Source organism: Nocardia spongicola (genome assembly GCF_047200775.1).
Taxonomy (GTDB): domain Bacteria; phylum Actinomycetota; class Actinomycetes; order Mycobacteriales; family Mycobacteriaceae; genus Nocardia.
Genome location: NZ_JBJZOO010000002.1, coordinates 112,388 through 136,393, shown reverse-complemented (window position 1 = coordinate 136,393; position 24,006 = coordinate 112,388). Strand labels below are relative to the sequence as shown.

Genomic DNA, 24,006 nt, shown 5'->3' with positions numbered 1-24,006 from the left:
GGAAGTCACCACGGAATCGGTGCCCGCGGCGACCCCCGCCCACACTGCCCTTCCTCGAATCACCGCTATGTGATGCGCACGTAGGACGCCGTGTCGGCGTGGGCGACCGGGTTGTACGTGGTGACTACATTGTTGGATGTCGCCTGCACAGTGATGACATCGCCGGCCGCGATAGTCGCGACACCGGAAACGGTGATCGTCGTCGCCGCGTTCGCGGTGGCGGCTTTCGGTATGCCGGTGGCGATCACCACGTTGTTCAGTAGTAACTGAAGCGTCAGATTCGGTTGGCTGAATACGCTGGCGGTGAACACCACGGCCGCGGTGATCGTGGCATCGGATTTCCCGCCAAGGGAGAGCAGACCGTTACCGCCCACAACCGATGAGCCGGGGTAACCGCTGGTGTCCGCGGCCCAACCGGAGATGGTGCTCCAGCCGGTGTTCAGCCCTGACCAAGTACCGGATTTCGTCATCGACGAAGGTTGGAAACTGGTCTTCGCCTCGGCCGATAGCGTGCCTGCTGCCGCGGGCATGGCGAACGATGTCGCGTATACGGCGTAGGTCTGGGCCAGTTCGCCGCTACTTGTGTGATTCGCGGCGAGGCCGGTGGTCGCGGTCAGGGAACCGCTCGCCGAAGCAGGCGACGGGGAGCCGGTGGCGGCGGCCAGCGTGCCTGCTGCGGTGTGCGCGGCTGTGGCCGGGATTTTCCCGGCCGCCGCGATACCGGTGGACAATGCGCCTTCGGCCCCGTAGCCCACGTGTAGCGGCGGTAATGCCGAAAAGCGTCCTTCACAGGTGAAAATCGCTTCGGCGGTGGCGATTACCGTGAGGTATACCGATGCGGTTCCATCCGAATCCGCTCCGGTCGCCATGCTTGCATCGATTGCCGCGCCGGGGTCACCGCTTCCGCTGAGTTCGGCCTCGAGTACACCGGGGCCTGCTGCGATGGCGATCTGGGCTGCCGCGTGTCCGGTGTGCTCGAGAGTGGTGGGGGTGGGGACCGTCCACCGCTGGTGAGCTGTTACGTCGCCGTATCCGGTGAAGGGGGCGGCGGGTGCGGCGCGCACCGAGTCGAGTGTGACCGTGCTGTGTCCGCTGCCGGTGTATCCGGCGATCGAGTAGGGCTCGATGACCGGCACCTGTACGTCGATCACCGTGCGCACCGCCGTGGGTGGTACGGCGGTGGTGGCCGCCGCCGGCGCCGATGCCACGGTCACGGGCGGCGCCGGCGGCACGGCGTGCGTGCGCAGTTGTTGCGTTGCCATGCCGTGCCTTTCGATCAGGACATCGTGAAGGTCGGGGTGATCAGCAGCTGGCCCTGCGCGCCGAGGGTGGTCGAGCTGATCGCTACCTTGTCGATGAAGTCGGCGGTGCCGCCGGTGGAGGTCTTCCACAGGCCGATGTAGGTGTAGGTGCCTGCGGGCAGGTCGATGGTCACTTGGGAGCCGTTGATCACGCCGCTGGTCGCGGATGTCCAGGTGGTCTGTTTGCGGGCGTAGGCGGGTGAGCCGCCGGTCGCTTCGTTCGCGCCGGTTGTGCCGGGGTCGGCGGTGTGCACGCTCACGAACGCGATATTGGATCCGGCGATGTTCTTGTAGGCGTCGGCGAGTGCCTGGCGGGTGGTGGCGACAGCGATGGTCATGATGAATCTCCTGGGATAGTTGAAATGATGAGCAAGCAGTGGCGGTGCTACTGCTTGCGGCGGATGGCTCCGAAGAACCAGAGGTAGTCGGTGGTCGGGGTGGTCGGATACGACACGTAGAGGCGGTATTTCGCGCCGGTGGGGATGGCATCGGCCCGTTCGGACTGCACGGTGAAGACGGCATCCTGGCCGTCGATGACCGCGGGCCAGGTGTCGAGCACCGCGTCGGCGGCATTCAGGACCTCGATGCGCACCTGGGTGCCGTCCGGGAATACCGAACCGGGCTCCAGGGCGATGGTGTGCACGAAATCCGCGCCTTTGGACAGGACGAGCGTGAGATTCGACGGGTCGTAGCCGAGTTGTTTCTGGGTCACGGTTTTCCTCAGTTCGGATCGGACTGCGGTGCGACGGGATCGGGCTCGACGAAGACCGGATCGGGCATGGGGTCGAGTTCGCCGATGAAGATGCTGCCGCGCCGGGTTGTGGTGCCGTCGGCCACGATGGAGACGACGAGCATGCCGTTGTCCACGTCGAGCGCCAGCTCGTGGCCGCCGATGGTGACAGGTGTTGTCATAGATCCTCTGCTTTCCAATAGTCCCAACCGCCACCGTTCACCCAGGACGCCCGTTCGGTGCCGAGGCCGGTGTAGCGGTAGCCCGGCCCGCTTGGCAGCGAGTTGCCGGTGTCGGTGTAGGTGAGTACGTCCACCCAGCCGGAGCTGGTCTTGCGTTGTGCGATGTATTCGGTGCCGATTGCCTTGACACGCAACACCTCACCGCTGGTGACGGTGGTCGCCACGCTGGTCAACGAGGTCCAGGTGCCATCGGTGTACCTGTAGAGCACGAGGGCGTTCTGGGTGACGTTGAGCGAGACGAAGCTCTTGTTGTCCGCGGTGGAGCGGAGTACGAGCCAGGCGTGGCGCACCGTCGGATTGATGATCCGGCCGGTGACCATGTGGTCGCTGTAGTTCAGTTGCTGTGCGTAGAGGTAGTGGCGAGGTCCGTCGGTGCTGCCGGATACCACGAAGACACCGCCGGAGACGGTGGCGGCGAGGCTGGACATCCTGGCGAAGGCCGTCGGGATCGCGCCGGTATCGAAATCCTGGTAGAACACCAGTTTCACCGGGTCGCCGGTGACGAGTTCCTTACTCAGCGCGACATACGGCACGCTGTTGGACGAGAAGGCGAGTGTGCCTGCCGCCACAGTGGTTCCCGCCGCCAGTGGCGCCGAGGCCGCGAATCGCGCTGTCGGACGTGGCGGCCACGCGGTCGCCGCGCGCGGCAGATCCGTCGTGGTGATCCCCAGCAGCGGCCGCACCGCGCCGGAACCACACTGCTGGATGCCGACGAACGCCGATTCACCGACATCGAAAAGGATTTCGGCAGGCAGTTCCACCGAATGCTCGAAGCGAGAGTTCGTGATGAGCGGTGTCTGATCGTCGGAAACCCATTCGATCCGGATATCGCCGTTGTCCTGTACGCGGCCGACGACCACATACAGCTCGCACGGCGCCGAGGAGACCGCCTCGACCATGAACGTCGCGATCTTCCGGCCGCCGCTGTAGCGGCAGCGGATATAGGCGCCTTCCAGCGTGTTCGCCGGCGGCGTATACGCGGGCGTGAACTGAACATAGAACGTCCGCGTGTTGTAGACCGGCAGATTGTTCTGGTCGTAGTAGGCGAGGTACTGGTAGGAGTACCTGGTATATCCCGTCTTCTGGCTGTCGGAGACATCCCATGCCCGTTGATGCAGCAGGCTGCGCGGTATCGATGACTCCTCGGTGAGGTTCATCGTCTCCCAGTACGCCTTGATCGGCAGCCCATCGATCACCACCTGCACCCGGGAACTGGTGGCTTGGGCGACCTCCTCGGTCTGTGCGACGAGCTGTTCGGCGAGCATCGCCGAATCCTGCGCGGTCGATGCCTCCGCACGTGCTTGCGCTGCCTGGTCGCGCAGGACTCGCGCCCAGCCACTCAGATCGATGAGCCCGCCGGTGAATCCGGTGACCGCCTCGCAGAAGCTCGCGGCGAATTCGTGCAGGCCGATGCGCACTGCCGTGGCCAGATTGACCGGGATAGCGGCGTAGGAGCGCACCAGCTGAGCCGACATCTGATCGTGTGCGGAGCGCGCGGCGGCACTGGCCAGGCTACTGATACGCGCGGCGCCGGGTGCGGCGCTGTACGCGCCTTCGGGCAGTACCCGATCAGGACTGGTCATCGCGCACCGCCGGAGCCGGACAGAACCCAGTTCTGGTTCACAGGTCTTCTGCCTTCCAATCGCCCCATCCGCCGCCGTTCACCCAGGAATAGCGGGTGGTGCCGAGCCCGGTGTAGCGGTAGCTCGACCCCTTCGGCAGCGCATTGCCCGAATCGGTGTGCGTCAGGACCTGGGTCCACACGCCGCCGATCTTCTTCTCCGCGGTGAACACATCACCGACCGCTTTGATCCGGAATTCGTCGTTATCCGCGGTGGTGGTCTGCACCGAGGCCAGCACCGAGGCGGTTTCCCCTCCTGTCCAGCGCACGATGCTCAGCGAGCCGCTGGTCACGGTCAAGGAAACGTAGGAGCTGTTGGCGGCGTCGGATCGCACGAACAATCGCGCGCCCTGATCGGTGGGATTGCGGAGGCGACCGGTCACCATATGGTCGTCGTAGTTGAGCCGCTGGCCGTACAGATAACGGCGCAGACCGTCGTCCAACCCGGACACCACGAACACACCGTCGGACACCTTCGCCACCCGGGCCGACAACCGCACCAACGCGCTCGGCATGCCGCCGGATTCGAAGTCCTCGAAGAACTTCAGTTTGATCGGATCCCCGGTCGACGACGATTTGCCGAAGGAAACGTACGGGATCTTCCTCGAGGTGAAATCCAAGGTGCCCGCGGCCAGCGTCACCCCGGCGCTCAACACCGACGAGGTCGGGAACTGCGCGTTGAGCTGCGGCGGCCACACCGTCGGCGGGCGGGGGATATCGGCGGCCTCGATCCCGAGCAGTGGCCTGCGGTTGCCCGAACCACGCTGGTGGATGCCGACGAACGCCGTCTCCCCTTGTTCGAAGACGAGTTCGGAAGGCAATTCGATAGTGCGTTCCACCCGGCTGGCGGTGATCTCCGGTGTCTGGTTCGCCGACACCCATTCGATCTTGATATCGCCGCTGTCGAGCATGCGGCCGACAACCACGTACAGCTCACATGGCGAAGACACCGCATCAGGGATATAGCTGACGACCTTGCGCCCCCCGCTGTACAGGCAGCGGATGAACGCACCCTCCATAGTGTTCGCCGGTGGCGTGTAGGCGGGCGTGTAGTCCACACTCACCGTGGTCCCCGACGCCGACAGCTCCCATACCGCGTTGTGCAGCAGGTTCCGCGGAAACGATGTCTCCTCGGTGAGGTTCATCGTTTCCCAGTACGGCTTGATCGGCAGCCCGTCGATCACCACCTGCATCTTCGAGTTCGTCGCCTCGATGATCACCGTCTGGTTGTCGGCGGTGGACTGCGCGCCCGAGGCGCTGCGCTGCGCGGTCACCGAATCCCGCAGGGCTTGGTCGGCGTCGGCGCGCAATTGCCACGCCCAGCCGCTCAGATCGATCAGGCCACCGGTCGCGCCGGTGATCGCATCGCACAGGTCGGCAGCGAATTCCTTCACCCCGGCATCGATGACGGCGCCGAAATTGATCGCGATGTTGCCGAAGGACTGAACGATGCCACTCGACATCGCGGATTTCGCCGTGTCCTGGGTGATCTGCGAAACGCCGCTGATCTCTCCGCCCGCGCCGGGCCCGCTATAAGCGCCTTGGGGAACGAGACGATCGGGGCTGGTCATCCCGCCTCGCCCTCGAACGTGCCGTCGTGGGCCACATCGGGGGCGAGGTCGCGACGGTCGATCAGATGGGCCAGTTCACCCGATGCCTGGAGTTGCCGCACCAGTTCTCGCCGTTCATCCAGCGAGAGGTCGGTCACCGATGGCGCGGTCATCGCGGCGGGCTTTGGCGTACCGACCGGAACCCAGTTTCCGGACTGCGCCAACCAGTGCTCCCCACCGGGCACGGACGGATGATATTCCAGCGTCTGCTCCTCGGGATGATGCCGGAAACCCAGATCCCACAAATGTTTCGACCATTTACCCAGCACCTGCTGCGGCACCAGGAGCGGACCGTTGCGCGGGCCGGGCAATCCGATCAGCGCCCAGAGGAACGCCTGCTCCGGATCGTTGGGGTCGCATTCGTGCTGTAAAGGAAGTGGCATTGTTTCTCTCCGGATCTCGCATGGCGATCACATGACTCCCAGTTCATGCAAATCGCCCATGATGGTCTGAATGTGCCTGAGTGACTTGGCAACCGGGTCTTCCCGCACTTTGTCGGTGCCGATCGAGATATGCCACGACGGCGTAACACCGCGCGACCAGCTGAGATCGAGCGCCGTCACCTGCTCCACGAAGATCTGCCCCTTCGGCAGCCCTTCGACCGTGGCGCCGATCCGGTCGCCGAGGAAGAAATGACCCTGCCCGTTCTCACCGATGAAGTACGGCGCGCCATCGATGACCGTGATCTTGTGCGAGGTGGTCCCGCGCGTCTCCCAGAAGCCTTGGCGGATCGCCACCAGTGACGACAAGGTGTAGGCCTTGTCCGCGCCGGACTGGAAGAACTCGAAATAGTGCGACCAGCCCATCTGCGAGGGACGCAGCAGCGATTTATACGACATCCACGCCAGGATCGTGTCCTCGTACAGCGGTTTGAGGAACGCGTCCAACGGCTCACCCATCCCAGGCAGGCTGACCCCCACCCCGCCGATACCGGGAATGCTCAATGTCACCGCGGAAGTGAGATTGCCGATCATATGCACCACCGAGGAGATGACCTCGTTGACGCCAGGCATACTGTGCCCGCCACAGTTGATCTGCGCCGCGGTCGCAGGCGAAATCGTGAACTCCGAGGTCTGGATGCCGGTGTATTCCGACTCGCGGTAGATCACCCAGGGGTTGGATGGCCTGGTCCCCAACCAGTCGGGCTGGTGATACTCCTCCGGGGCATTGGGGTCGGGGAGGATACTCGGCTCCTGCTCGGCCATATCGTTGACGAAGTTCTGCACTGTGTGCACCAGCCCGTCGACCAGCGAACCGCCTTCCGAGGTGCCGCTGTAGTACCCCGACCGGTCGACGATGTCGAACACCAGGCAGCCATGGCGCAGGTTCGCGCCCGGCCAGGGCGGCGGATCGCCCTCGAGGTAGCGGCGGCAGGTGACCATGAGCTGAGCGTCCGCCAGCGTGCTCTCGGCCATCTCGTGCCAGCCCTTCCACCGGGACGAGATCACTGTCCAGATAGAACTGTCGGAGAAGAAGCCACTCGGCGCCACCACCATCGACCAGTTCGACTGATCGAGGTTGATCCATTGCGAAGGATCCAGCGGGTCATCCGGCAAAGCCCACAAGCTGGCTTCTTTCCGCAGGATATTGAGAAACAGCGACAGCTTCAAACACCAGATCGACGGCCCGGCCAACATGAACACTCTCGGGAACTGGAAGCTCGCGGGCAGGAACGGATTACTCCAGGCCTGAATCCATTTCAACTCCTCGTAATCGTGCATGAACTGCACGATCACGCTCTTCACACCCGTATCGGACTTCTGCAGCGTCGCGGTCTTCATCCGGCCACCCCACCGCGCACCATCCTTGTCGACGGTGATGTGCACGTTCTGGGTCGAGCGCGCGGAAGCGTTCATGATCCATTCGGCCAGATAATGCTCGGCAGGCAACACCAACTGCCCGGTGCCCGATTCGTTGAGCAACCAGGTGAAGGTGGCCGAGATCTCGGCCCGGCAGATACCGCGTAGGTTCCAGTCACCGTCCCATAGCCGGATCAGCGGCGGTTCGAGCCGCTTGTTCTTGCGAGTTCCGCGGACAGCGAGCGCATCACGGTGGATGGTCTCCATCCGGTCGAGCGCCGAGGCGCTGACGGCAGGCGCGGTCATTGCAGCCCCCACGGCCGCGACCAGTTACGTGGGCAACGCACTTGCACCGTCGCCCCGGCCGCCGCACCCCGCACCGTCACCGGAACCAGAGTCTCCGGAGTCCACGCGGGCACCGAATGCAGGAACATCTTGCCGTTCATCCGCGCCCACACCGAACTGCCGTCGGCGGCGACGATCATCTCTTCCATCGGATCGGTATCCACAGTCACGTCCTGGCCAGCCACCAACGTCGGCAACGTGAGCACCCGCGCCTTATCCGCATCCTCGGTCCAGGAGAAATCCGGCAGAGTCCACACCCCAGGCGCGGTCACCACCCACTGCGGCCACAGCGGCTGATCGGTCGGGTTCGACACCGGCAGCCACAATGTTTCGGACTGCCCCGCACCACGAGTGTCGATCGTCGACATCGCGGTCGCGGTGACATCCTCCTCCACCCACCACGGCACCCCAGCGGTGCAGGTCATCGTGACCTGCCCCCACTTCTTCAGATGCGGATCCCGCTGCGGCTTGAACTCCGGCTGCTGCGACATCCGCAGATGCAGCGTGCGAGCACCGTACTCGGTGGTGACGACGAGCTTCGTATCACGGTCATACGCCCACGCCTTCCGCCACGCCGAATCCACCGACTCCCAACTGGCGGAATCAGTTTCGTACACATTGACACCGAAGACCACATCCCGCTTCTGCCAATTCGCCCCACCATAGGTGGCGCCGATCTGGAAAGCGGTCGAGTTCCAGATCGTGGTCACCGGGGCGTCATAAAGCCCGGTCGGCGTGGTACCCAGCTCGACACCCTCACGCCCCTGACCGGGACCCGCCAGCGTCCAGTGCGAACCATCGACACCTTCGACTTCGATCATCGCGGCTTGTGCCACAGAGATTCACCTCATTTCTTACTTTGCGTATCACGACCAGCGACCGGCGTACGTCAACGCACGCCGCGCCGTATTCGCTTTGACCTGCCTGAACTCGGCATCCACATCCGGCGCCGAAATACGGATCGCCAACGAACGATCCATTCGGGTATTACGGCGGCGCACACCACCGGCACCCAGCGCGCGAGTCGGTACGACCTGCCGCCCACGTACTCCGGACAACACGCCCGCATCCTGAGAAATCACCTGCAACAAAGACAGATTCGCATCCGGGAAACCACCGGCCGACCCACTCCCACGGGAAACGGACCCGCCCGCAGCCAACAACCGAGCCGCGCCATCTCCATCACCGGAAGCGAAATGCTCGAACACCGAGGAAGCGGCGAAAGCACGATCCACAGCCAGGGCATCGGACCCATCGACCTCGAAACCAGAACCGGAACCCGATACTCCCCCAGCGTTCCGGCCCACTACCCCAGCCCGCATCACCGAGCCGGCACGGTGCGCCGCAGCAGCAGCGGCCACGAGAGCGGCCGTTCCGCTCGCCCTCGCCGCCACCGAAGAAGCACGCGCTCTACCTGCGCGACGCCGCCGGCTCACAGAGCGCCGGGCTTGCCCCGACCCCGCACCCGCACGATCGGCGCCTGCCTCGACAGAACCGTGAGGCACTGCGAAACCTGCCGGCGATTCCGGTATCTCCAGCCCCCAACCCACCCCGCGCCACACCGGAAGAGAAACCAGGCCACCAGCAGCGAACCCCGGGGCGGCGCCATAGTCGGCCGTCTCCGGCACCGGCACATTCTGAGGCCGCGACGCCACGTCCACAGCAGACGCGCCCTCCGGTGCTGATGCCAGCACCGAATACTCACCCGGCTCGCCCTCATCCCGCGGCACCCCGTCGTCGTCCCCCTGCCCCGGATCGGTGAATTCCCGAATCCTGTCCGCCCATTCATGGGGATTCGGCCCGATCCCGGCATACGGAATCCTGTCGATGAAATCGGCAAACCCCCGCAGGAAACCCCTGACCTGATCGACAATCCAATTCCACGCACCGGATATCGAGTCGGCAATCGTCCGAAAGACCGCGGAAACAGCATCGGCACACGACTGGAATATCGGAACCAAAGTGTCATTCCAGGTATCCGAGAACCACTGCCCCATCGGCATCAAAACATTCTTGAAAACCCAGTCCAAAGCCGACCTGAACGTATCCCAATACGTCACCACCAGAGTGATATTGGTAATAGCGAGAGTGAGGGCGGCAACGAGCAGAGCACCGATCGGGTTGGCATTCATCGCGATATTGAACGCCCACTGCGCGACAGCCCACACCTGAGTAGCGATAGATATACTCTGCAACACCCCCGAGAACATCCCCACATCCGAAGCAAGCTTCTGCGTCCCGCTCCCCCCCACCCCCTCCTTGAACAGCTTGTGCACACCAGCCGAATCCCGCGCCGAAGCAGCCCAATCCTTCAGACCTGCCGTAGCCGAATTCGCCGAAACAACATGCGCATTCGATGCTTGCACCACCGAAGTGGTGTCGTGAGCGCTAGCAGCATGCGCCTCCGGGCTACCACCACCGAACACCATAGCGGATACGAACGCCCCAGCAAGTAGAGCTGTTGCAGCAAACCCGGTCCGCTGCGGCGCACTCCTCCTGTCACCTGGCTTGCCCCCGTTGCTTCCAGCGCCTCGGCTATCCGGAATGCTCCTACTTTCAGACTGAAGACCCTTTTCACCTCGATACCCCTCGGGCGGCACTGCACCCTTCGGGAACCGAGCGGGCAGTCCAACTGGATGTTCTCCGATATCAAATAGTTGAGTATTAGCCCCGCCAGCCTTGGTAGCTCGAACCATCCGGTATTCGATCTGCGCTGTGCCATCGTATAACGCCTGGTAGATCTCTGGATGGTCATCCTTCAGCTTTTGTAGAAGATATTCGTCACTAGCAAGCGTAGCCTCCAGATATTCCCGTGTCCCCTGTTGAGCATAGACATGGTTTCCAGATTTACCCTTAACCCATCTGCTACCTAGCCCCGCACTAGGGCCTTTGGCCTCTATCAAAACAAGTTTTCCGTCAATGACAGCTACCAGATCGAATACATTCCTTTTATCTTTCCCTGGCCGCTCATCATCACCTTCTATTACAAAACTCCCACCCCCCTCCGCAATGCGCTGCTCGATATAATCTCGCGCAGCCACCTCGCCAGCTTCCTCACTCAGACGGTTAAGATTATTGAAGGTCTGCAGATATAGCTGTGTAAGATTTTCGAGTTTTCTAATTTTAGATCCCGATACCGACCCTCCCCTAATGCTATCGAGATACCTCTTTATAGATTCTTTTTTCTTCTTTTTCTTTTTGGCACCTTCATTCTCCTCGGCGCCTTCATCCCCCCCGGTACCTATGCCATTCTCGACACCTATCTCCTCCTCGTAATACCTCTTAACTTCCCTCTCCCTGTGCTCCAACTCCTCCTTAAGGGATTCTTGTTTAATCTGTTGAATTTCTTTAATTTCCGCCCGCGCCGCCGGAGATAAATCAATCGGAACTGCGCGCGAGCCGATTTTCCTTGCCCGGAGGTCTGGCCATTTCTTCCTCGTCACTTAAGCACCTGTGGTTACATTGGATATCGAATGAAGACAAACGCAGCGGACAACATCGATCAATCCCATGAAGATCGACCGAGTCTTTTAGAAAGGTGGCGGAGCTAGAATTTTCAGAAATTTCAGCCTTACCAATAGGTTCCACTGCGGCATTAATAACTCGCTACTGACGATCAACAAGCCTTTCAAGCAATCGGTGTGCTATGAATTCATGCTTTCCGACGGCACTCAGTGCGGAATAGTACAAAGGAAACGACAACGATGACTGCGATCCGTCAAGGGAACAGGCTGCCGCACCGCAGTACCTCGGATTTAGTTTCGAGCAAGGAGTTGCCGCGTTCACCGATGGCTCGCTTGCTGTTGTACGCTTTATCGGCCACTTTCTGCTGTTCCGGCAACTGCCCACCAGCAGGTTTCTTCACCGCTACCGTGTCCACCTCGGATTCGACCTCATAGCGGAGATCACCCCGTACCGGTGGGGCATTAACGGGCCCGGGCAGACAGTCCCTCGCGCACACCGGCATGGGTGCGCAACGCGGTGGTGTTGTGCTCGCGGTTGGGTCGCATCTGCGACGACCGAAGCGACTACTCGTCACGTGCGGTGTATCTGGACATTGCGAATCGTGGATAAAGTTCGTGAAGTCGGTCGATGGAGAATGAATGTGCCGCCCACCCCGATACACTCGCACCTGGACAAGTGCGCCTCACATAATGCCGCACCACGATCTGGGACTCAGTCTGCGAGTACGTCGATACTTTCGTGCATGTAGTTGTAATCGGTGGGCTTGCCGATGATCGTTGCCACAGTCCTGCTGCACGACTCCGGTGAGGTCGAGCAACCATCGCAGTACCGACACCGCTTGCGCGAAAGCGGTCTATGCCCGCCGATCGGCACAGGTACCGCGACAGTGGCGTTCGATCTCAAGCAGCCTGGCCAGGGACTTGGTGGTGACTTCTGTCAACTTCGGAGAGCCACAACACTGCCTTGGTCAACACCTACCGATCGGCGCGCAGTAGCGACCGCCCGCCGCGCTGAGCATCCGTTACGTTTTCAGGCTGGCGACAACTCGTTCGACGGCTACGCGGATGCCGGCCATCCGCATAGCACAACCAGTGGCCGAATGGCTTGCGGATAGGTGCCCCACCTTGATGGCGGTGAACGCGGCGGCGAGCCCGGACACCACCCATACGTACGCATCGTGGCGAGCGCTGGGAACCGAAAGGGCTTACCTACCTGGGGCAAGCAGTCGTCACGCCGAACCGATCCTGATATGGTGACGACGGATCACATCCAACATCCGAGTTAGAGTCGAAGGTGATAATGAGTCATTTTCATCTGTGATGGATGACTTTGTGGCAGTTGATGTTTGGTGCGGCGTGTCGCGTGATCGAAAAGCGCAGCCCCTGGTAAAGCGGGATTGCCGAGATCACCGTCCGACCAGTGGCTTCTGTGTTGTTCTACCGTTCCGCGCTGTCGTAGTCACTTCAGACCCTCCACTTCGTCGCGCAGCTGATCCGTCGGCACCGCCGCGCGATCGGTTCGGCCTGACTCAAGCTCGACCCGGCCCGCCAGGCCCTGCTCGTGCTGGCCCACCTGTGTAAGCCGAAACTTTCAGCGACCTCGGGGCAGGATTCGAGGTGTCGACGACCACCGCGTGGCGCTCTGTCGCCGAGACCGTGGAGCTGGAGGACGGGCACATCTGCCTGACCCTGGACGGCATGCTGATCCCGATCGACCGGGTGGCCGCCGACCGACCCTACTACTCGGGCAAGCACCGTAATCACGGGATGAACATCCAGATCATCGCCACACCCGACAGATACATCATGTGGGCGTCGGGCGCGTTGCCCGACAGTGTGCACTGTAGCAAGGCCGCGTGGATCTGGCAGATCCTGCGCGACCTCTAACGTTGCGGGCTGATCGTTTTGGCGGACAAGGGATATCACGGTATCGATGGGTTTGTCACCCCGTGCAAAGGGCGCGGCAAACCGGCATAGCAGACCGACGCCAACCATGAGCATGCGCAGCTGCGAGGCCGCGGCGAACGCACCAACGCGCAGTTGAAAACCTGGAAGGTGCTGCACAAACTACGCTGCTGCCCGCACAAGGCCGGTCCCCTGACCAAGGCCATCCACGCCCTACAGGACCGCGAGATTCAGTCCACACGAGTATGAAAAGGCTCAATGACAGCACAGCAGGGCAGAGCAACACATAAAACCTCTTGGTGGCGAACAGTAGATTCTGTCAATAATATTCTCTACCAGGGGGTTTTGCCATATCGGCAAACGATACACACTGCTGGTGGCAACCTCGGGTCGCCACCAGCAGCAAGGATGAAAAGGGTCCCTGAATCGAAACGTTCAGATTTCCTATTTGTGAGATATCCACCAGGAGCGCCACTCTCGAACCGGCGATAACCAGCTGCTTCTGTTCAATGATTTGACACAGGACGATATCCGCGCGGCCAACCTCGGCCAGTGATATCCTCTTCAGCTCTCCCGGACCTCACAGGGAGAGCCTAACTAAAACGGAAGAATCGGTTCATCCAGCAACTCCTGATACTCTGGGTTCACAATGTGAAATGCTATCGAACTGTTAACCGTATATAGTTCTATGCATACATTTTCCAGATCCCAAGTCGTTTTCGGCTCACCCCGATCTGGCAAGCGTCGATCCGGCGGACCCAATTCTTTGATAATTCGAGTTTCTAGTAACGAATAAATATCAGCCTGCTCTGCTGACGGTTTCACTCCTCTACAATCAGATTCGACGTCTGCGACGAACAATGTCATCCAGCTGATCCTTCCAGAAGAATCGGCCGAGAAAAAGACGATTGCATCCTTACGGAACACATCAAGAGTCGTTACCAAGGTTGCACCGTTCTCATCGATCTCGCTTACCTGCCAGTCGACCTTCTCGCAGAAAGGTGGCAGATCCTCGGCCTGCCATGTCCAGTCGAACTCCATGGCCGTGCGAGCTAGGCGCACCGCACCTTCGATATCTGATTTCATACTCATAGATCCTCTCACGAGAGACACATACAGTCACTACTAAAACTAACGGACTCTATTCGAAACCCGAGGCTTAATCAGACCCTCTAAAACAGCAGGTTCGATGATCGATGTACCTCACAAAGCAGCATCGCCATATCGGAAATAGTCTGGCCGAAAATAGAAATTCACTCCATAAGACCAGCGCCCCAACCAGCTACCCAGCCGGGGAACTCTTAACACTGGACATGAAACGCACCACCGGCTTTGACCGGCGCGATATCGTCTAGCTCCGCCTGCTTCTCTATCCACTCTTGAAAAGCAGGATTGACGAAGCCCAGAATCACCGCGTTTGTTACCGGATACAAGCGGATGGAAACTTTCGATAGGTCCCAGATGAGCTTCTGATCAGTCTCGTATACCCGGCGCCTCGGTGGACCCAGCTCTGTAATCAGTCGCTGTCCGACAAGTCCGCAGCACTCCACCACCTCCGCTTCTGTTGACGAGTGCGAAGCCGCAGTCAAATCCGCTACGGTTATCGAGATATTTTCGATCTCCTCACCTGCCGCAGCAAGTTCAGGAGCCATTCCCTTATCAGTGAACAGGTTTGCTTGAGGACGTCTGACGTCGAAATCGGTGGCGAATTCAATCCCCAGTTTGTCACGAATCACTATTTTCCAGCCTGTGATCGCACAGAATCGTGGCACATCCTCGAGTGTCCAGGTCCAATCAAATCCCGTTGCGATGCGGGCGAGCGCGGCGGCACCATCGAGGTCGGCGTACATGATCGAAACTTCCTGTCAGCACTGGGTCGGGTTTGTCGGGTTCGGCGCAAGACCCTCGGCCTGGCCCTGAATGGATAATGTAGTCGTCTCCGCTGGCATGTCCACGCCCCCGGCCGAAAACGAGGCCATGACGAGCGTCGAAACGGACCCCCCACCCCAGGAACGCGCTACTGTATGACGCCTTCCCCCGATCACCCCCACCGGCTGGTGTAGGTCAGTGCGCGTTGCGCTTCCCAGGTCTTGGCTTTCTGGAACGCGGTATCCACATCAGGAGTGGACAGATGAATGGTCGTCGACTGATCCAAACTCTCGCCACCGACACCCGCACCCACCAATGCCCTGGTAGGGACCGGGGTGGGCTGGACCAGGGTGGACAACGCGCTCGCATCCTGGTTGATCGCATGCAGCAGTGAGCGATTGGCGTCCGCGGAGCGGGCATTGACCACGAACTCCCCATCCGACAACCACGCCGGGATCAGATCCCCGATCGAAGACCCCGCACCCGATACCGAACCTCCCGCGGCCAAGAACATCTCCGGCGGGAAGTGAGCATGATCGGTGAACACCGGGTCGTCGGCGCCTGCGGCGAAACCACCGTATTGACCGTTCCCGCGGCGACCACCCATCTCGAAGTTCACACCATTGGGCAACGTGGCAGCGGTATGCCCGTCCTCGCCGCCGCGGTGATACCAGCCGATGTTCAAACTGCCCGCCGGGCCCAGACCATGCCTGGCACCGCGATCGGCCAACGCCCCGGGCTGGTTGGCGGTAGCGAACCGGGAACCGAAGGGCGGCAAGCCCGCCGCGAAGTTCGCCAATGCCGATACCGCACCCGAGCAATCGCCCCAATGCATCCCGCCCGGGTCGTAGGGGGCGCCTTCGACTCTTTTGGCGAGATCGATCAACGTCGCGGCCTTCTCCGACAGACCCTTTTCGTTTTCCGGTGTGGTCTCGGCATCGGTCTCCGCCTCCGTCTGACCATCACCGGTCGCGTTCTCCGCCGCTGCTTGTGCTTTCTCCGCATCTGCTTGCGCTTTCCGCTCGGCGCGATCTTTCTCTTGCTCCCGGTGCTCGTCGATAGCGATACCCGCCTTGACGAGGCCCTGAACCAAGGGCGGAACACGGCTGATATTCAGCTCGGACATGACGCTGCCAACCATCCCCGATGCGAATATTCCTGCGGCGTTGGAAAATCCGTCGAACATGCCATTGACGGCATCCTCGCGTGCCTGCTCAGGTGTCCGGGGTTTGTCCTCGTCGTACTCGGGTTCCGGCTTGCCTTCAGGTCCGAAGAAGAAACCGCTCACGGCGTCGGTTGCCGACTGCCCGGCCCAATCCGAGAAACTCGAATGCGCCACCCGTCCACCGTCAGCGAATTTCGGTGTGGCACCGCTGTTGATCGCCTCGAGCAGCGGCAGGTTCTTGGCGGTCGACTCGGCGTTCACGATGTACTCACCGTTGGAAGCCAGCACCGGAATGACATCGTCGCGTGGTCCGCCCGGACCCCGCAGCATGCCACCATCGGCCTTCTTCTCCGGACCCAAGAAGTTGTTCAGGCTTGCGGCGATGTTCTGCGTAACGGGTAGCGGAATACTACCGACCAGGTCCGCGATGGTCCGCACGACACCCTGGATAGTGCCGACGATGCCGTTCCACACCCCCTGGACCGTTTCACCCATCCCGCTGAAGAACCCGCTGACGGTGTCGATGCTGGTCTTGAACATGGGCACAACGGTCCCACTCCAGGTGTCGGAGAACCATTTACCGACCGGGATCAACACATTCTTGTGCACCCATTCGAAGGCCACCTTGACCTTGTCCCAGTTGTCCACCAGCAACCCGATCACGCCGATCGCGGTGGTGATCACGGTAACCACCATGCCGAGCGGATTCGCCCGCATCGCCTTGTTCAGGTTCTTCTGTGCCCCGGTCATGCTCTTCGTCGCCGACGACGCGCTCTTATGCGCCTTGGCCGACTTCTTCAGCTCCCCGGAGAACTTTTTGAACCCCTCGGTCGACTTCTTCACTGCCTCGGTCGACTTCTTCGCCGCCTCGGTCGACTTCTTCATCGCCTCCGTGGACTTCTTCATCGCCTCCGTGGACTTCTTCGCCGCCTCCGCCGAGGCCTTCGCCGCGCCGCCACCCTTCGACTTGGCGGCCTTCCCCGCGGCAGGAGAACCGCCCCGGCCACCTCCTGCCGGGCTCGCAGCAACCTGGCCGCCGCCCGTGTTATCGAGCAGACCCGCCATACCGGATACTTCACCCAGCAGCTGCCCGGTGGCCCCCATGGGATTGCTCATCGCCGCCGACAACTCCGGCAGCATCCCGGCCGCCGCTTCCGCACCACCGAGCAAGGCCGCGGTGCCACCAGCGGCCTGCCCTGCCTTACCGGGCAGGTTCTTGAACTTGCCTGCCGCAGCCGATGGGGCGTTCTTCAGCCTGCCCGTGAGATTTCCGAGCCATCCCGGCTTCTTCATCTGATCCCGGTGCGGGGTACCTGGGCCAGCACCCGGTTGCTTGCGTGGTGAGCCTGCTGCCTTGGCAGAAGCCCCGCCCGGAGGATACGACGGGCGGGAACGGTTATTTGCCTCGGATTCCCTTGTCACCCCCAGCTGTTGGTTGACTTCGGCATTCGTCCGGTTCGAACTGCCGATGATCGTTTCGAAGACCTCGTCATCGGACAGGCCTCGATTCCGATACTTCTCGACGAGATCATCGAAGGCCGGCCCATCGGGGTTGCCGTACAATTTGTAGTCCCTTTTTCGAAGCTCACGTACCCGGATACGGTCCGGATCCATTGCGCGTGCGGTCATACGAGCGTCATGCCGGATCCCCTGTGCGCGACGCGCTCTTTCTTCCGTTGACAGTCCCCTGGCCAGACCTTCCTTGTCCAGTTCGGGAATGGATGCTGCCTGCGCGTCGTACCACTTCCTGATACGCACGGCAGCCTCATCATGTGTCTCCCCAGCTTTCGGCGCGAACTCACCTAAATTCTCATTACTCGGCACCGGGTGCGAATCAGGTGGCCCGAACGGCAAATCTTCATAAATTTCCCGGTCTTCTTCCCAACGGGACACATGTCGCCTTGACTCTGGATCTCCAGAAGACTCACCAGGAGGCTTTCTTCCATCGTTAGAAATCATTATCAATACACCTGTCGTAGCATCGCAGAGGCGGCCACCATATGCCGCGAAATGCGAATCTCCCCGGAGCTACATTTCATCCGATACCACACCAGAGGAGAGTTATGAATAGATAGCACTCAGACCCCTTGCGTCGGAGTGGAACAATCCATCTGACACCCGATAACCAGTGCTGAATAAAAGACGAAAATGAATGAAATAACCGAGTCCCGCATGAGGGCATTGCCGCCACTCTGGTTCAGAACAATTCCGCCGGAGAGATCATTCGACGCGCTTCGATATCCAGAAGGGCTTGTATCCGACCTATAGCACCCATTGCGACCATCCAGGAAGCACCGGAACCCAACGGGGCGACAAGCGCTTTTCCCCGATGCCTGCGCTCGAAAGGGGAATCTGTTGATCAGCGCATCCGTGCCTGAGATCGCGTGCCAAGAGATTACGAATCGATGTGACGAAGCGAGGTATTACGAATTACGCCTGGAAATTACGGAACTGCCGAGTCCACGACTCGGGCCAACAATCGAATTCACCAGATGGGCGACCATCGACCAGAAGTGTGTATGCGGACTCCGCGGGAAAATCTCCTATCAGGATCTCCAAAACCACACCGTCGACCACAGTGCGATACTGCAGTTCCGGGTTATCGAGAGAATCGACAGAGTCCCACAACAGCTTATGATTCACATAGTCTGAAAAGTCCATCATTCTCCCTGGTGCAGAACCGGCTCGGGCGTAACCTCATCCGGCGCCCACTGCTCATCCACAGTGCCACCGCTGCTATACACGCCGAACCTCGCTCACTTCCTGCTCCGCGGTACCGTCCGGCGTATCGTCGGGCGGCTGGGCGGAGAACACTCCGATCAGATCTTGCAGAGATCGTAGTCTGCGTTCTTCCCGGACCTTGTCCAGCGCGGTCACCGGCCTGGGCATCGGTTTGACCTGAGGCGGGTCGGCGCCTGCTGCGGCGATGACCGCGGCTTGCACGCCTTGTAGCCCGTCGATGACCGTCAGCAGCAGATAGGTGTCGAGGGTGTAGCCATCAGGGGTCGGGTCCTCGGCTTCGGGGAATTCGTCATCGGTTTCGAGCGCGAGGAGTTCTTCGGCCAGCTGCAGGTCCATCGCCAGTGCCGTCTTGTATTGCGATCCGCGCGGTAGCCGGTCTTTGAACCGCCAGATGGTGCGCCAATCGCGGGTGCGGAGGTCTTCGGGCCCGAAGCAGTCCCGGACATCGATGCCGCGTTCGAGTAGGTCGTAGTCGAGCGCGGCACCGAAACGATCCCAGAACTCTACGAGCCCGCTGATCCCCCCGGCAGCTCCGTGGAGCCCTGGCCGAAGAAGTGGGCATAGAGGTCTTCCTGGAAAGCGATCCACTCATCGATCGGACGGTCGTCGAACAGTTCCTCGACCGCCTCGTGCTGATCGCCGAGCAGGATGGCCAGTTGCTCCTCCTCGTCCTGGGTTTCGCGCAGGGCTTTGGCTTGGCGGCGGGTCATCGGCTGGATGGCGATATCACTGGTGAGCTGGTAGGGGCCGCGCCGTTTCGCGGTCAGCTCCTGCTGGATCTCGTAGAAGCGGCCTTCATCGCTGATGCCGGTTTTCGCGGGGCTCTTGCGTGGTGATGCCATGGTTTTCTCCGGTTGATAGGGATGCGAACACCGCTCGGCTTCGCGGCGGAAAATCCGGCCGCAAAGCAGAGCGGTCTTCGCGGGCTTAACTCAGTGCTGTTCGGCTTCGGCGCCGGTGATATGCCGGTGGCCGCGCGAGTACACCGCGTTGACGAACGCGGTGGCGTCGTAAACCTGGTATTCGGTTTCGCCGTCGGTCAGGGTTACGGGGTATTCGGTGGGAATGGCAGACATGATGACCTTTCTTCTCTCCGGTGCTGCGGCAAAAGGGGTGGTTGTTCGCCGCGACCGGAGACACGCGGCGAACAACCACGATTGGGGACCACGAATTACACGGTGGCGGTTTCGATTCCGGCCTTGGTGAGCAGGCTCTTCCAGCCGGTGCCGCCGAAACCGTGGGCGACGGAGTAGCCTGCGGTGTCGTCCTTGAACGCGGTCAGGGTGAGCTTCTGGGAGATGATGGTGGTGGGGGTCCACTGCTCACCGGCGTACTTGGTGACCGCGACCTTCGGCATCACCTTGAACACGTAGATCGGCGCGGCGTCGTTGCCGTCCTTGGCGATGACGATCGCGGAGTAGTAGGTGATCTGCTCGGACGACGGCTGCGCGAAGAACACCTCACCGGACTGCGCGTCCGCCTTGACCTGCTCCAGGTTGGCGTTGGTGGTCAGAGCCAGCGTCATGGCGTTGGTCTGCTGCGGCTCGAACTCGATGGTGGTGGTGTCGCTGGTGATGTCGTTGCGGACCGGCTCCAGCTCGCCATAGGACTCGATCGGTGCGGCGACCACGTTGCGCGCGAACGCGACACCGGACTTCTTATCGATCAGACCGACCGACTTGTAGGCCGCGGGCAAGGTCTGCAGAGCACCGCTCGTATCGGTGAAGGCGGCCGGGGCGGCGGTATACCACGGTGCGAGGAATACCGCGGCGTCGAGCGGCTTGAGCAGCAGCTCGCGCTGGGCATCCTTCAGCGCGGTCAGATTGGTAGCAGGCATGGATTCTCCATTTCGTGGATAGGTGTGCGCGCCAGCGGATTACTGACGGCGGGCGTGCAGCGTGAACCCGATTTCGACCATTTGATTGATCGGATCCAGATTCGGTAGATCCGCCACACCCTGGCTGCGCTGCAGGGTGGGCGGGAAGTACTTCACATCGTCTGGGGCCGCTTCTTCGGCCCAGTCGATCAGCACACCGTTCACCCTGGTCGCGGGCGTGGCGAGCAGAGCATCGCGAGCACTGGAAGCGAGCTGCTGCGCGGCAGCGCGTGTCTGGGCGATCGCCGCCACACGAACTTTCGCGGTATAGGTGACCGCGTTGATATCGGTGCTTCCACTCACCAGACGCACCCAGAGGAACGGGAGCTGGTCTCGGATCTCGTCTCCGGTGGCGGGCAATGTCGATACCGTGGTGGCGATCGGCGTGCACAGATCGACAAGGACTTGTTCGAAATCCGGGAATTGTCCAGGCGTTGGGTACGGGTTGGTCATTGTTTCACCTGGACCTCGACCTCTAGGGTCCCTGTGGGCGAGTCACCGTCGAGGTCATGGGTTGTTTCATCATGTGCGGTCAAAGTCGAGTCATCTCCATCGAATCGAAAACGAGTAGCCCGGAACACATTCGCCGCGGAAATCGGCAATCGTGGCCCGGTGGTGGTGTGGCCGGAGAAAGGGCGGTCTTGCCCGCGCGTGCGACGCACGGGCAAGACCGCCGAGCGCCCCGGACATCCTGGCCGTCCTACAACCGCATTCGCTGAACCACGGGAGGAACCGGCGGGCGGGGCGAGCTTCGAGAACCGTCTCTCAACGGTTTCCTGGTATCGGAACGTGGAATGTCCCGATAGGCTGTGCGCGGCCGCGGCCGCTGGTTATGTCAGATCTCTTCGCGTAACGACGGTGGGATGCGGTACCCCGGTGTCGGTGGTTGATGCCCAGGCAGATGAAGACGCAGAAACCCACGCAGTTCATCGATATGCCGCTGCAACGCACGAATCAACACGATCGCCTCCCGGAACCGCTTGTTGTCATCGACCGCCTGCTGCTCCAACGACTCCACTCGCCGCCGCAGCTTCGATACCTCCCGTGCCTGCCACGCCGTCACTGCCCCGATCACCGACGCCAACGCCACCCCACCTGCCTGCACCAGCTCGGGGTTCAGCAAACTCTCCACCTCACCCCCCACCGTCCAGGCCGTCGACCGGAGTGACCACCGGCCGGATCAACACCCCGGCCACAATCGGTGACAACAAGCCATAGAGCGTCAATACCGGTTCGATCCAGGACGTATCGAGCTGACGACCCAGCAGATACGCCAGCACACCGGTCACCGCGACCAGCACCGAACGCACCAACGCGGGTTCGGGAAAACGAGTGATACGCATCAGGATGCCTCCTCGACCGCGGCCAGCACCCGATCCAGCTTCAACTCCAACGCCCGCAACCGCTGCTCATTGCGATAGTCAGCGGCATCGGAATTCAACACATACCCAGCAAGAGTGTCGCAATACTCCGAATCAGACACCCGCGACTGGAACGCACCGGTCAACTCCAGATGCACCCGCCGCACCTTGTCCAACAACTCACGCTGCTCGGAATCCGAAAGAGACATCAAAGCAACACCTTTCAAACGATCCGCGATATCAGCGCGGAACTCATCCGTATCCGTAGCGGCGGAAGGAATCCGGCACGATCTGGCCTGGGACGACCAGGCATGGAAGGCCTGGCGATTACACACCGGCAGTAGTCAGCTGCGCAGTAACGGTGGACGCGCCTGGTCAGGGCACCCCAGGCGCTGCGTCCAGCTACACCACGGTGGAAAGAGCAGCGGGAGCCCGGGGGCGGGTTGGTGGCAGACCGTGTCCGTTTGTCTGCACTATCGAGCGAATCGCGGGGGCGTACCACGTGTGGTCGGGGATTCCCCGGTCGCTTGGTAGGGAATGACAAAGGCCTCGCCAGCGTAGACGAGGCCTCGATCGAAGCTATTGGGGTGAGGAAAGTTTCCCGAATTTCGGGATCAGGGCGCAGCTCTGGCGCTGCGAATATCTTGGCTTAAGGATTCCTCGATGTCAAAACCGGAATCGACATCAGCAGGAAAACCGCAGGTAGACAAGGGGTTTTCGGCGTCTTGATCACAGGCAGACGAAGGTTGTTGGCATGGAATGCCACTCGTGTGTGGATGGCGGCCACTCAACACACCATCAGGCCACGGCCCTCGTGGGGCAGACACCCCAGAACGATGGCCAGGCGCGGCGGAAGACCCGAGTGCAGGGTGGACACGTCGTACAGCACCAACGGCACCGGACCCAGATCCACCTACTGCGCACACGCCCACGCAAGTGCTGCCCGCCACGACGGCTGGGCATACGCCGGCAACCGGCGTTCGCCCCATGGCATCCGACAGCGCCTGTAGTGCACAAATCCCGACGTCCGCGCGACAAAAACAACAGATCGACGAAATGCCGCTACTACGCACATCTGAACGTGAACCAAGCAAGATATGACACGGACGGTACTCGCCGAGGTAGGTGGCGAACTCACCAAAGCTACATCAGGAGCGGGCAGACGAACCCGGATCCACCGACGTGTTTTCCGGTGATCCGCTACCCCACGATCCGGGCTCGGACTATCAGGACAAACGACCTAATCCGCAGCCGAACTCATAGTATATTCTTCACCTATACAATTATAATCACCGTCGACCTCATTATAGTCTATTGCGCACCGCACATACTTTCTGTCACATTCGAGCAGAAGCCCCTGTAGTCGGACAGCGGCATTCTCGAGATGGTCATTCACATACCCCTCGAAAAGAAATTCACTGTATCCTATACTCGGCCGCGTTACATCGTAGCAGTAGATATACAGATACGGATTCTCATAGGTAATTTCAATGCCATTGAGCCGGAATTCAACCTGCAGTTCGCCGGCAACCAGCCATGATCGGAGTGTCTGCTCGACAACCTGATGACTACCCGTTTCGATGGACCCGTAGAAGACAGTTCTGCGCGTCATGTACGCTTCAATCATTCAGGTCCAAATCGATAGGACGCGCTCTAGGCAAGGTGTATCCTGATCTCGTAGAGGTGGCGCATATGTAATGTTACCACGGAGCACCTTATCCATTTCCCCGATCATATCCATATCCTCCTCACCGAGAACCTCGGTCGCACCCGGATAGTCATCGAGAAGCAGCGCAATTACCGAACGCCGGATACAAGACTCCCACCAGCCACAGAAGAGCGAATTATTAGCAAGGTTCCAGGAGATATATATGTAGTTGTGAAGCGTTCTCCAGTTCAGTGCAATCAGTTCGACTACCCGACTACGGATTTCTTTCAACTGATCAACTGTCGACCGGACCGAACCATACGAACTA

The 24,006-nt window shown here is 60.8% G+C and carries 22 protein-coding genes and 2 pseudogenes; 2 read left to right on the top strand and 22 right to left on the bottom strand.

Annotated features, from left to right (window positions below; genetic code table 11):
- Positions 1–65: 65 nt before the first annotated feature.
- From ACL02S_RS05660 to ACL02S_RS05610, 11 genes are all read right to left on the bottom strand, one after another.
- Positions 66–1,262: a hypothetical protein gene (locus tag ACL02S_RS05660; protein ID WP_412801225.1), complete on the bottom strand. Its 1,197-nt coding sequence runs from the start codon at positions 1,260–1,262 to the stop codon at positions 66–68.
- A 14-nt stretch (positions 1,263–1,276) separates the two neighbouring features.
- On the bottom strand, positions 1,277–1,639 hold the full coding sequence (locus tag ACL02S_RS05655) for a phage tail fiber protein (protein ID WP_412801224.1): 363 nt from the start codon (positions 1,637–1,639) through the stop codon (positions 1,277–1,279).
- Between the two features lie 47 nt (positions 1,640–1,686).
- Positions 1,687–2,013 carry an LtfC-like domain-containing protein gene (locus ACL02S_RS05650; protein WP_412801223.1) on the bottom strand — a complete coding sequence of 109 codons (327 nt, stop codon included), beginning with the start codon at positions 2,011–2,013 and terminating at the stop codon, positions 1,687–1,689.
- Between the two features lie 8 nt (positions 2,014–2,021).
- A complete protein-coding gene (locus tag ACL02S_RS05645) occupies positions 2,022–2,213 on the bottom strand; it encodes a hypothetical protein (RefSeq protein WP_412801222.1) in 192 nt (63 codons plus the stop codon).
- Entirely contained in the window at positions 2,210–3,856 is a 1,647-nt protein-coding gene (locus ACL02S_RS05640) for a hypothetical protein (protein WP_412801221.1), read from the bottom strand. Before ACL02S_RS05640 ends, ACL02S_RS05645 begins: the two co-directional genes overlap by 4 nt.
- Before the next feature lie 37 nt (positions 3,857–3,893).
- Positions 3,894–5,465, bottom strand: coding sequence for a hypothetical protein (locus ACL02S_RS05635; RefSeq protein WP_412801220.1), 1,572 nt, complete (start codon positions 5,463–5,465; stop codon positions 3,894–3,896).
- Positions 5,462–5,887: a phage gene 29 protein family protein gene (locus ACL02S_RS05630; RefSeq protein WP_412801219.1), complete on the bottom strand. Its 426-nt coding sequence runs from the start codon at positions 5,885–5,887 to the stop codon at positions 5,462–5,464. The genes ACL02S_RS05635 and ACL02S_RS05630 overlap by 4 nt, the downstream gene beginning before the upstream one ends.
- A gap of 27 nt (positions 5,888–5,914) precedes the next feature.
- On the bottom strand, positions 5,915–7,609 hold the full coding sequence (locus ACL02S_RS05625) for a Gp37-like protein (protein ID WP_412801218.1): 1,695 nt from the start codon (positions 7,607–7,609) through the stop codon (positions 5,915–5,917).
- Positions 7,606–8,484: a phage tail protein gene (locus ACL02S_RS05620; RefSeq protein WP_412801217.1), complete on the bottom strand. Its 879-nt coding sequence runs from the start codon at positions 8,482–8,484 to the stop codon at positions 7,606–7,608. The genes ACL02S_RS05625 and ACL02S_RS05620 overlap by 4 nt, the downstream gene beginning before the upstream one ends.
- Before the next feature lie 30 nt (positions 8,485–8,514).
- Positions 8,515–11,091, bottom strand: a complete 2,577-nt coding sequence (locus tag ACL02S_RS05615) for a hypothetical protein (protein WP_412801216.1) — start codon at positions 11,089–11,091, stop codon at positions 8,515–8,517.
- A 275-nt stretch (positions 11,092–11,366) separates the two neighbouring features.
- On the bottom strand, positions 11,367–11,513 hold the full coding sequence (locus ACL02S_RS05610) for a hypothetical protein (RefSeq protein ID WP_412801215.1): 147 nt from the start codon (positions 11,511–11,513) through the stop codon (positions 11,367–11,369).
- 1,088 nt (positions 11,514–12,601) lie between these two features.
- Between ACL02S_RS05610 and ACL02S_RS05605 the strand changes: the two are divergent.
- A pseudogene (locus ACL02S_RS05605) lies at positions 12,602–12,774 on the top strand (transposase family protein); the annotation flags it as partial.
- Between the two features lie 30 nt (positions 12,775–12,804).
- Positions 12,805–13,266 (top strand): annotated as a pseudogene (locus tag ACL02S_RS05600) (transposase family protein); the annotation flags it as partial.
- Between the two features lie 348 nt (positions 13,267–13,614).
- Here ACL02S_RS05600 and ACL02S_RS05595 read toward each other — a convergent pair.
- From ACL02S_RS05595 to ACL02S_RS05545, 11 genes are all read right to left on the bottom strand, one after another.
- On the bottom strand, positions 13,615–14,103 hold the full coding sequence (locus ACL02S_RS05595; protein WP_412801214.1) for a DUF6301 family protein: 489 nt from the start codon (positions 14,101–14,103) through the stop codon (positions 13,615–13,617).
- A gap of 215 nt (positions 14,104–14,318) precedes the next feature.
- Positions 14,319–14,867, bottom strand: a complete 549-nt coding sequence (locus tag ACL02S_RS05590; RefSeq protein ID WP_412801213.1) for a DUF6301 family protein — start codon at positions 14,865–14,867, stop codon at positions 14,319–14,321.
- Positions 14,868–15,058: 191 nt separating this feature from the next.
- Entirely contained in the window at positions 15,059–17,809 is a 2,751-nt protein-coding gene (locus ACL02S_RS05585; RefSeq protein ID WP_412801212.1) for a phage tail tape measure protein, read from the bottom strand.
- Positions 17,810–18,787: 978 nt separating this feature from the next.
- A complete protein-coding gene (locus tag ACL02S_RS05580) occupies positions 18,788–19,129 on the bottom strand; it encodes a hypothetical protein (RefSeq protein WP_412801211.1) in 342 nt (113 codons plus the stop codon).
- A gap of 167 nt (positions 19,130–19,296) precedes the next feature.
- Positions 19,297–19,635, bottom strand: coding sequence for a hypothetical protein (locus ACL02S_RS05575; RefSeq protein WP_412801210.1), 339 nt, complete (start codon positions 19,633–19,635; stop codon positions 19,297–19,299).
- A 90-nt stretch (positions 19,636–19,725) separates the two neighbouring features.
- Positions 19,726–19,869, bottom strand: a complete 144-nt coding sequence (locus ACL02S_RS05570; RefSeq protein WP_412801209.1) for a hypothetical protein — start codon at positions 19,867–19,869, stop codon at positions 19,726–19,728.
- A gap of 95 nt (positions 19,870–19,964) precedes the next feature.
- Positions 19,965–20,630 carry a phage tail tube protein gene (locus ACL02S_RS05565; RefSeq protein ID WP_412801208.1) on the bottom strand — a complete coding sequence of 222 codons (666 nt, stop codon included), beginning with the start codon at positions 20,628–20,630 and terminating at the stop codon, positions 19,965–19,967.
- Between the two features lie 39 nt (positions 20,631–20,669).
- The gene (locus tag ACL02S_RS05560) at positions 20,670–21,122 is read right to left on the bottom strand and encodes a phage tail termination protein (RefSeq protein ID WP_412801207.1); all 453 of its coding nucleotides are present in this window, start codon (positions 21,120–21,122) and stop codon (positions 20,670–20,672) included.
- 382 nt (positions 21,123–21,504) lie between these two features.
- Positions 21,505–21,792, bottom strand: coding sequence for a hypothetical protein (locus ACL02S_RS05555; RefSeq protein ID WP_412801206.1), 288 nt, complete (start codon positions 21,790–21,792; stop codon positions 21,505–21,507).
- A gap of 10 nt (positions 21,793–21,802) precedes the next feature.
- On the bottom strand, positions 21,803–22,012 hold the full coding sequence (locus ACL02S_RS05550; protein WP_412801205.1) for a hypothetical protein: 210 nt from the start codon (positions 22,010–22,012) through the stop codon (positions 21,803–21,805).
- A complete protein-coding gene (locus ACL02S_RS05545) occupies positions 22,012–22,239 on the bottom strand; it encodes a hypothetical protein (RefSeq protein WP_412801204.1) in 228 nt (75 codons plus the stop codon). Before ACL02S_RS05545 ends, ACL02S_RS05550 begins: the two co-directional genes overlap by 1 nt.
- Between the last annotated feature and the right edge of the window lie 1,767 nt (positions 22,240–24,006).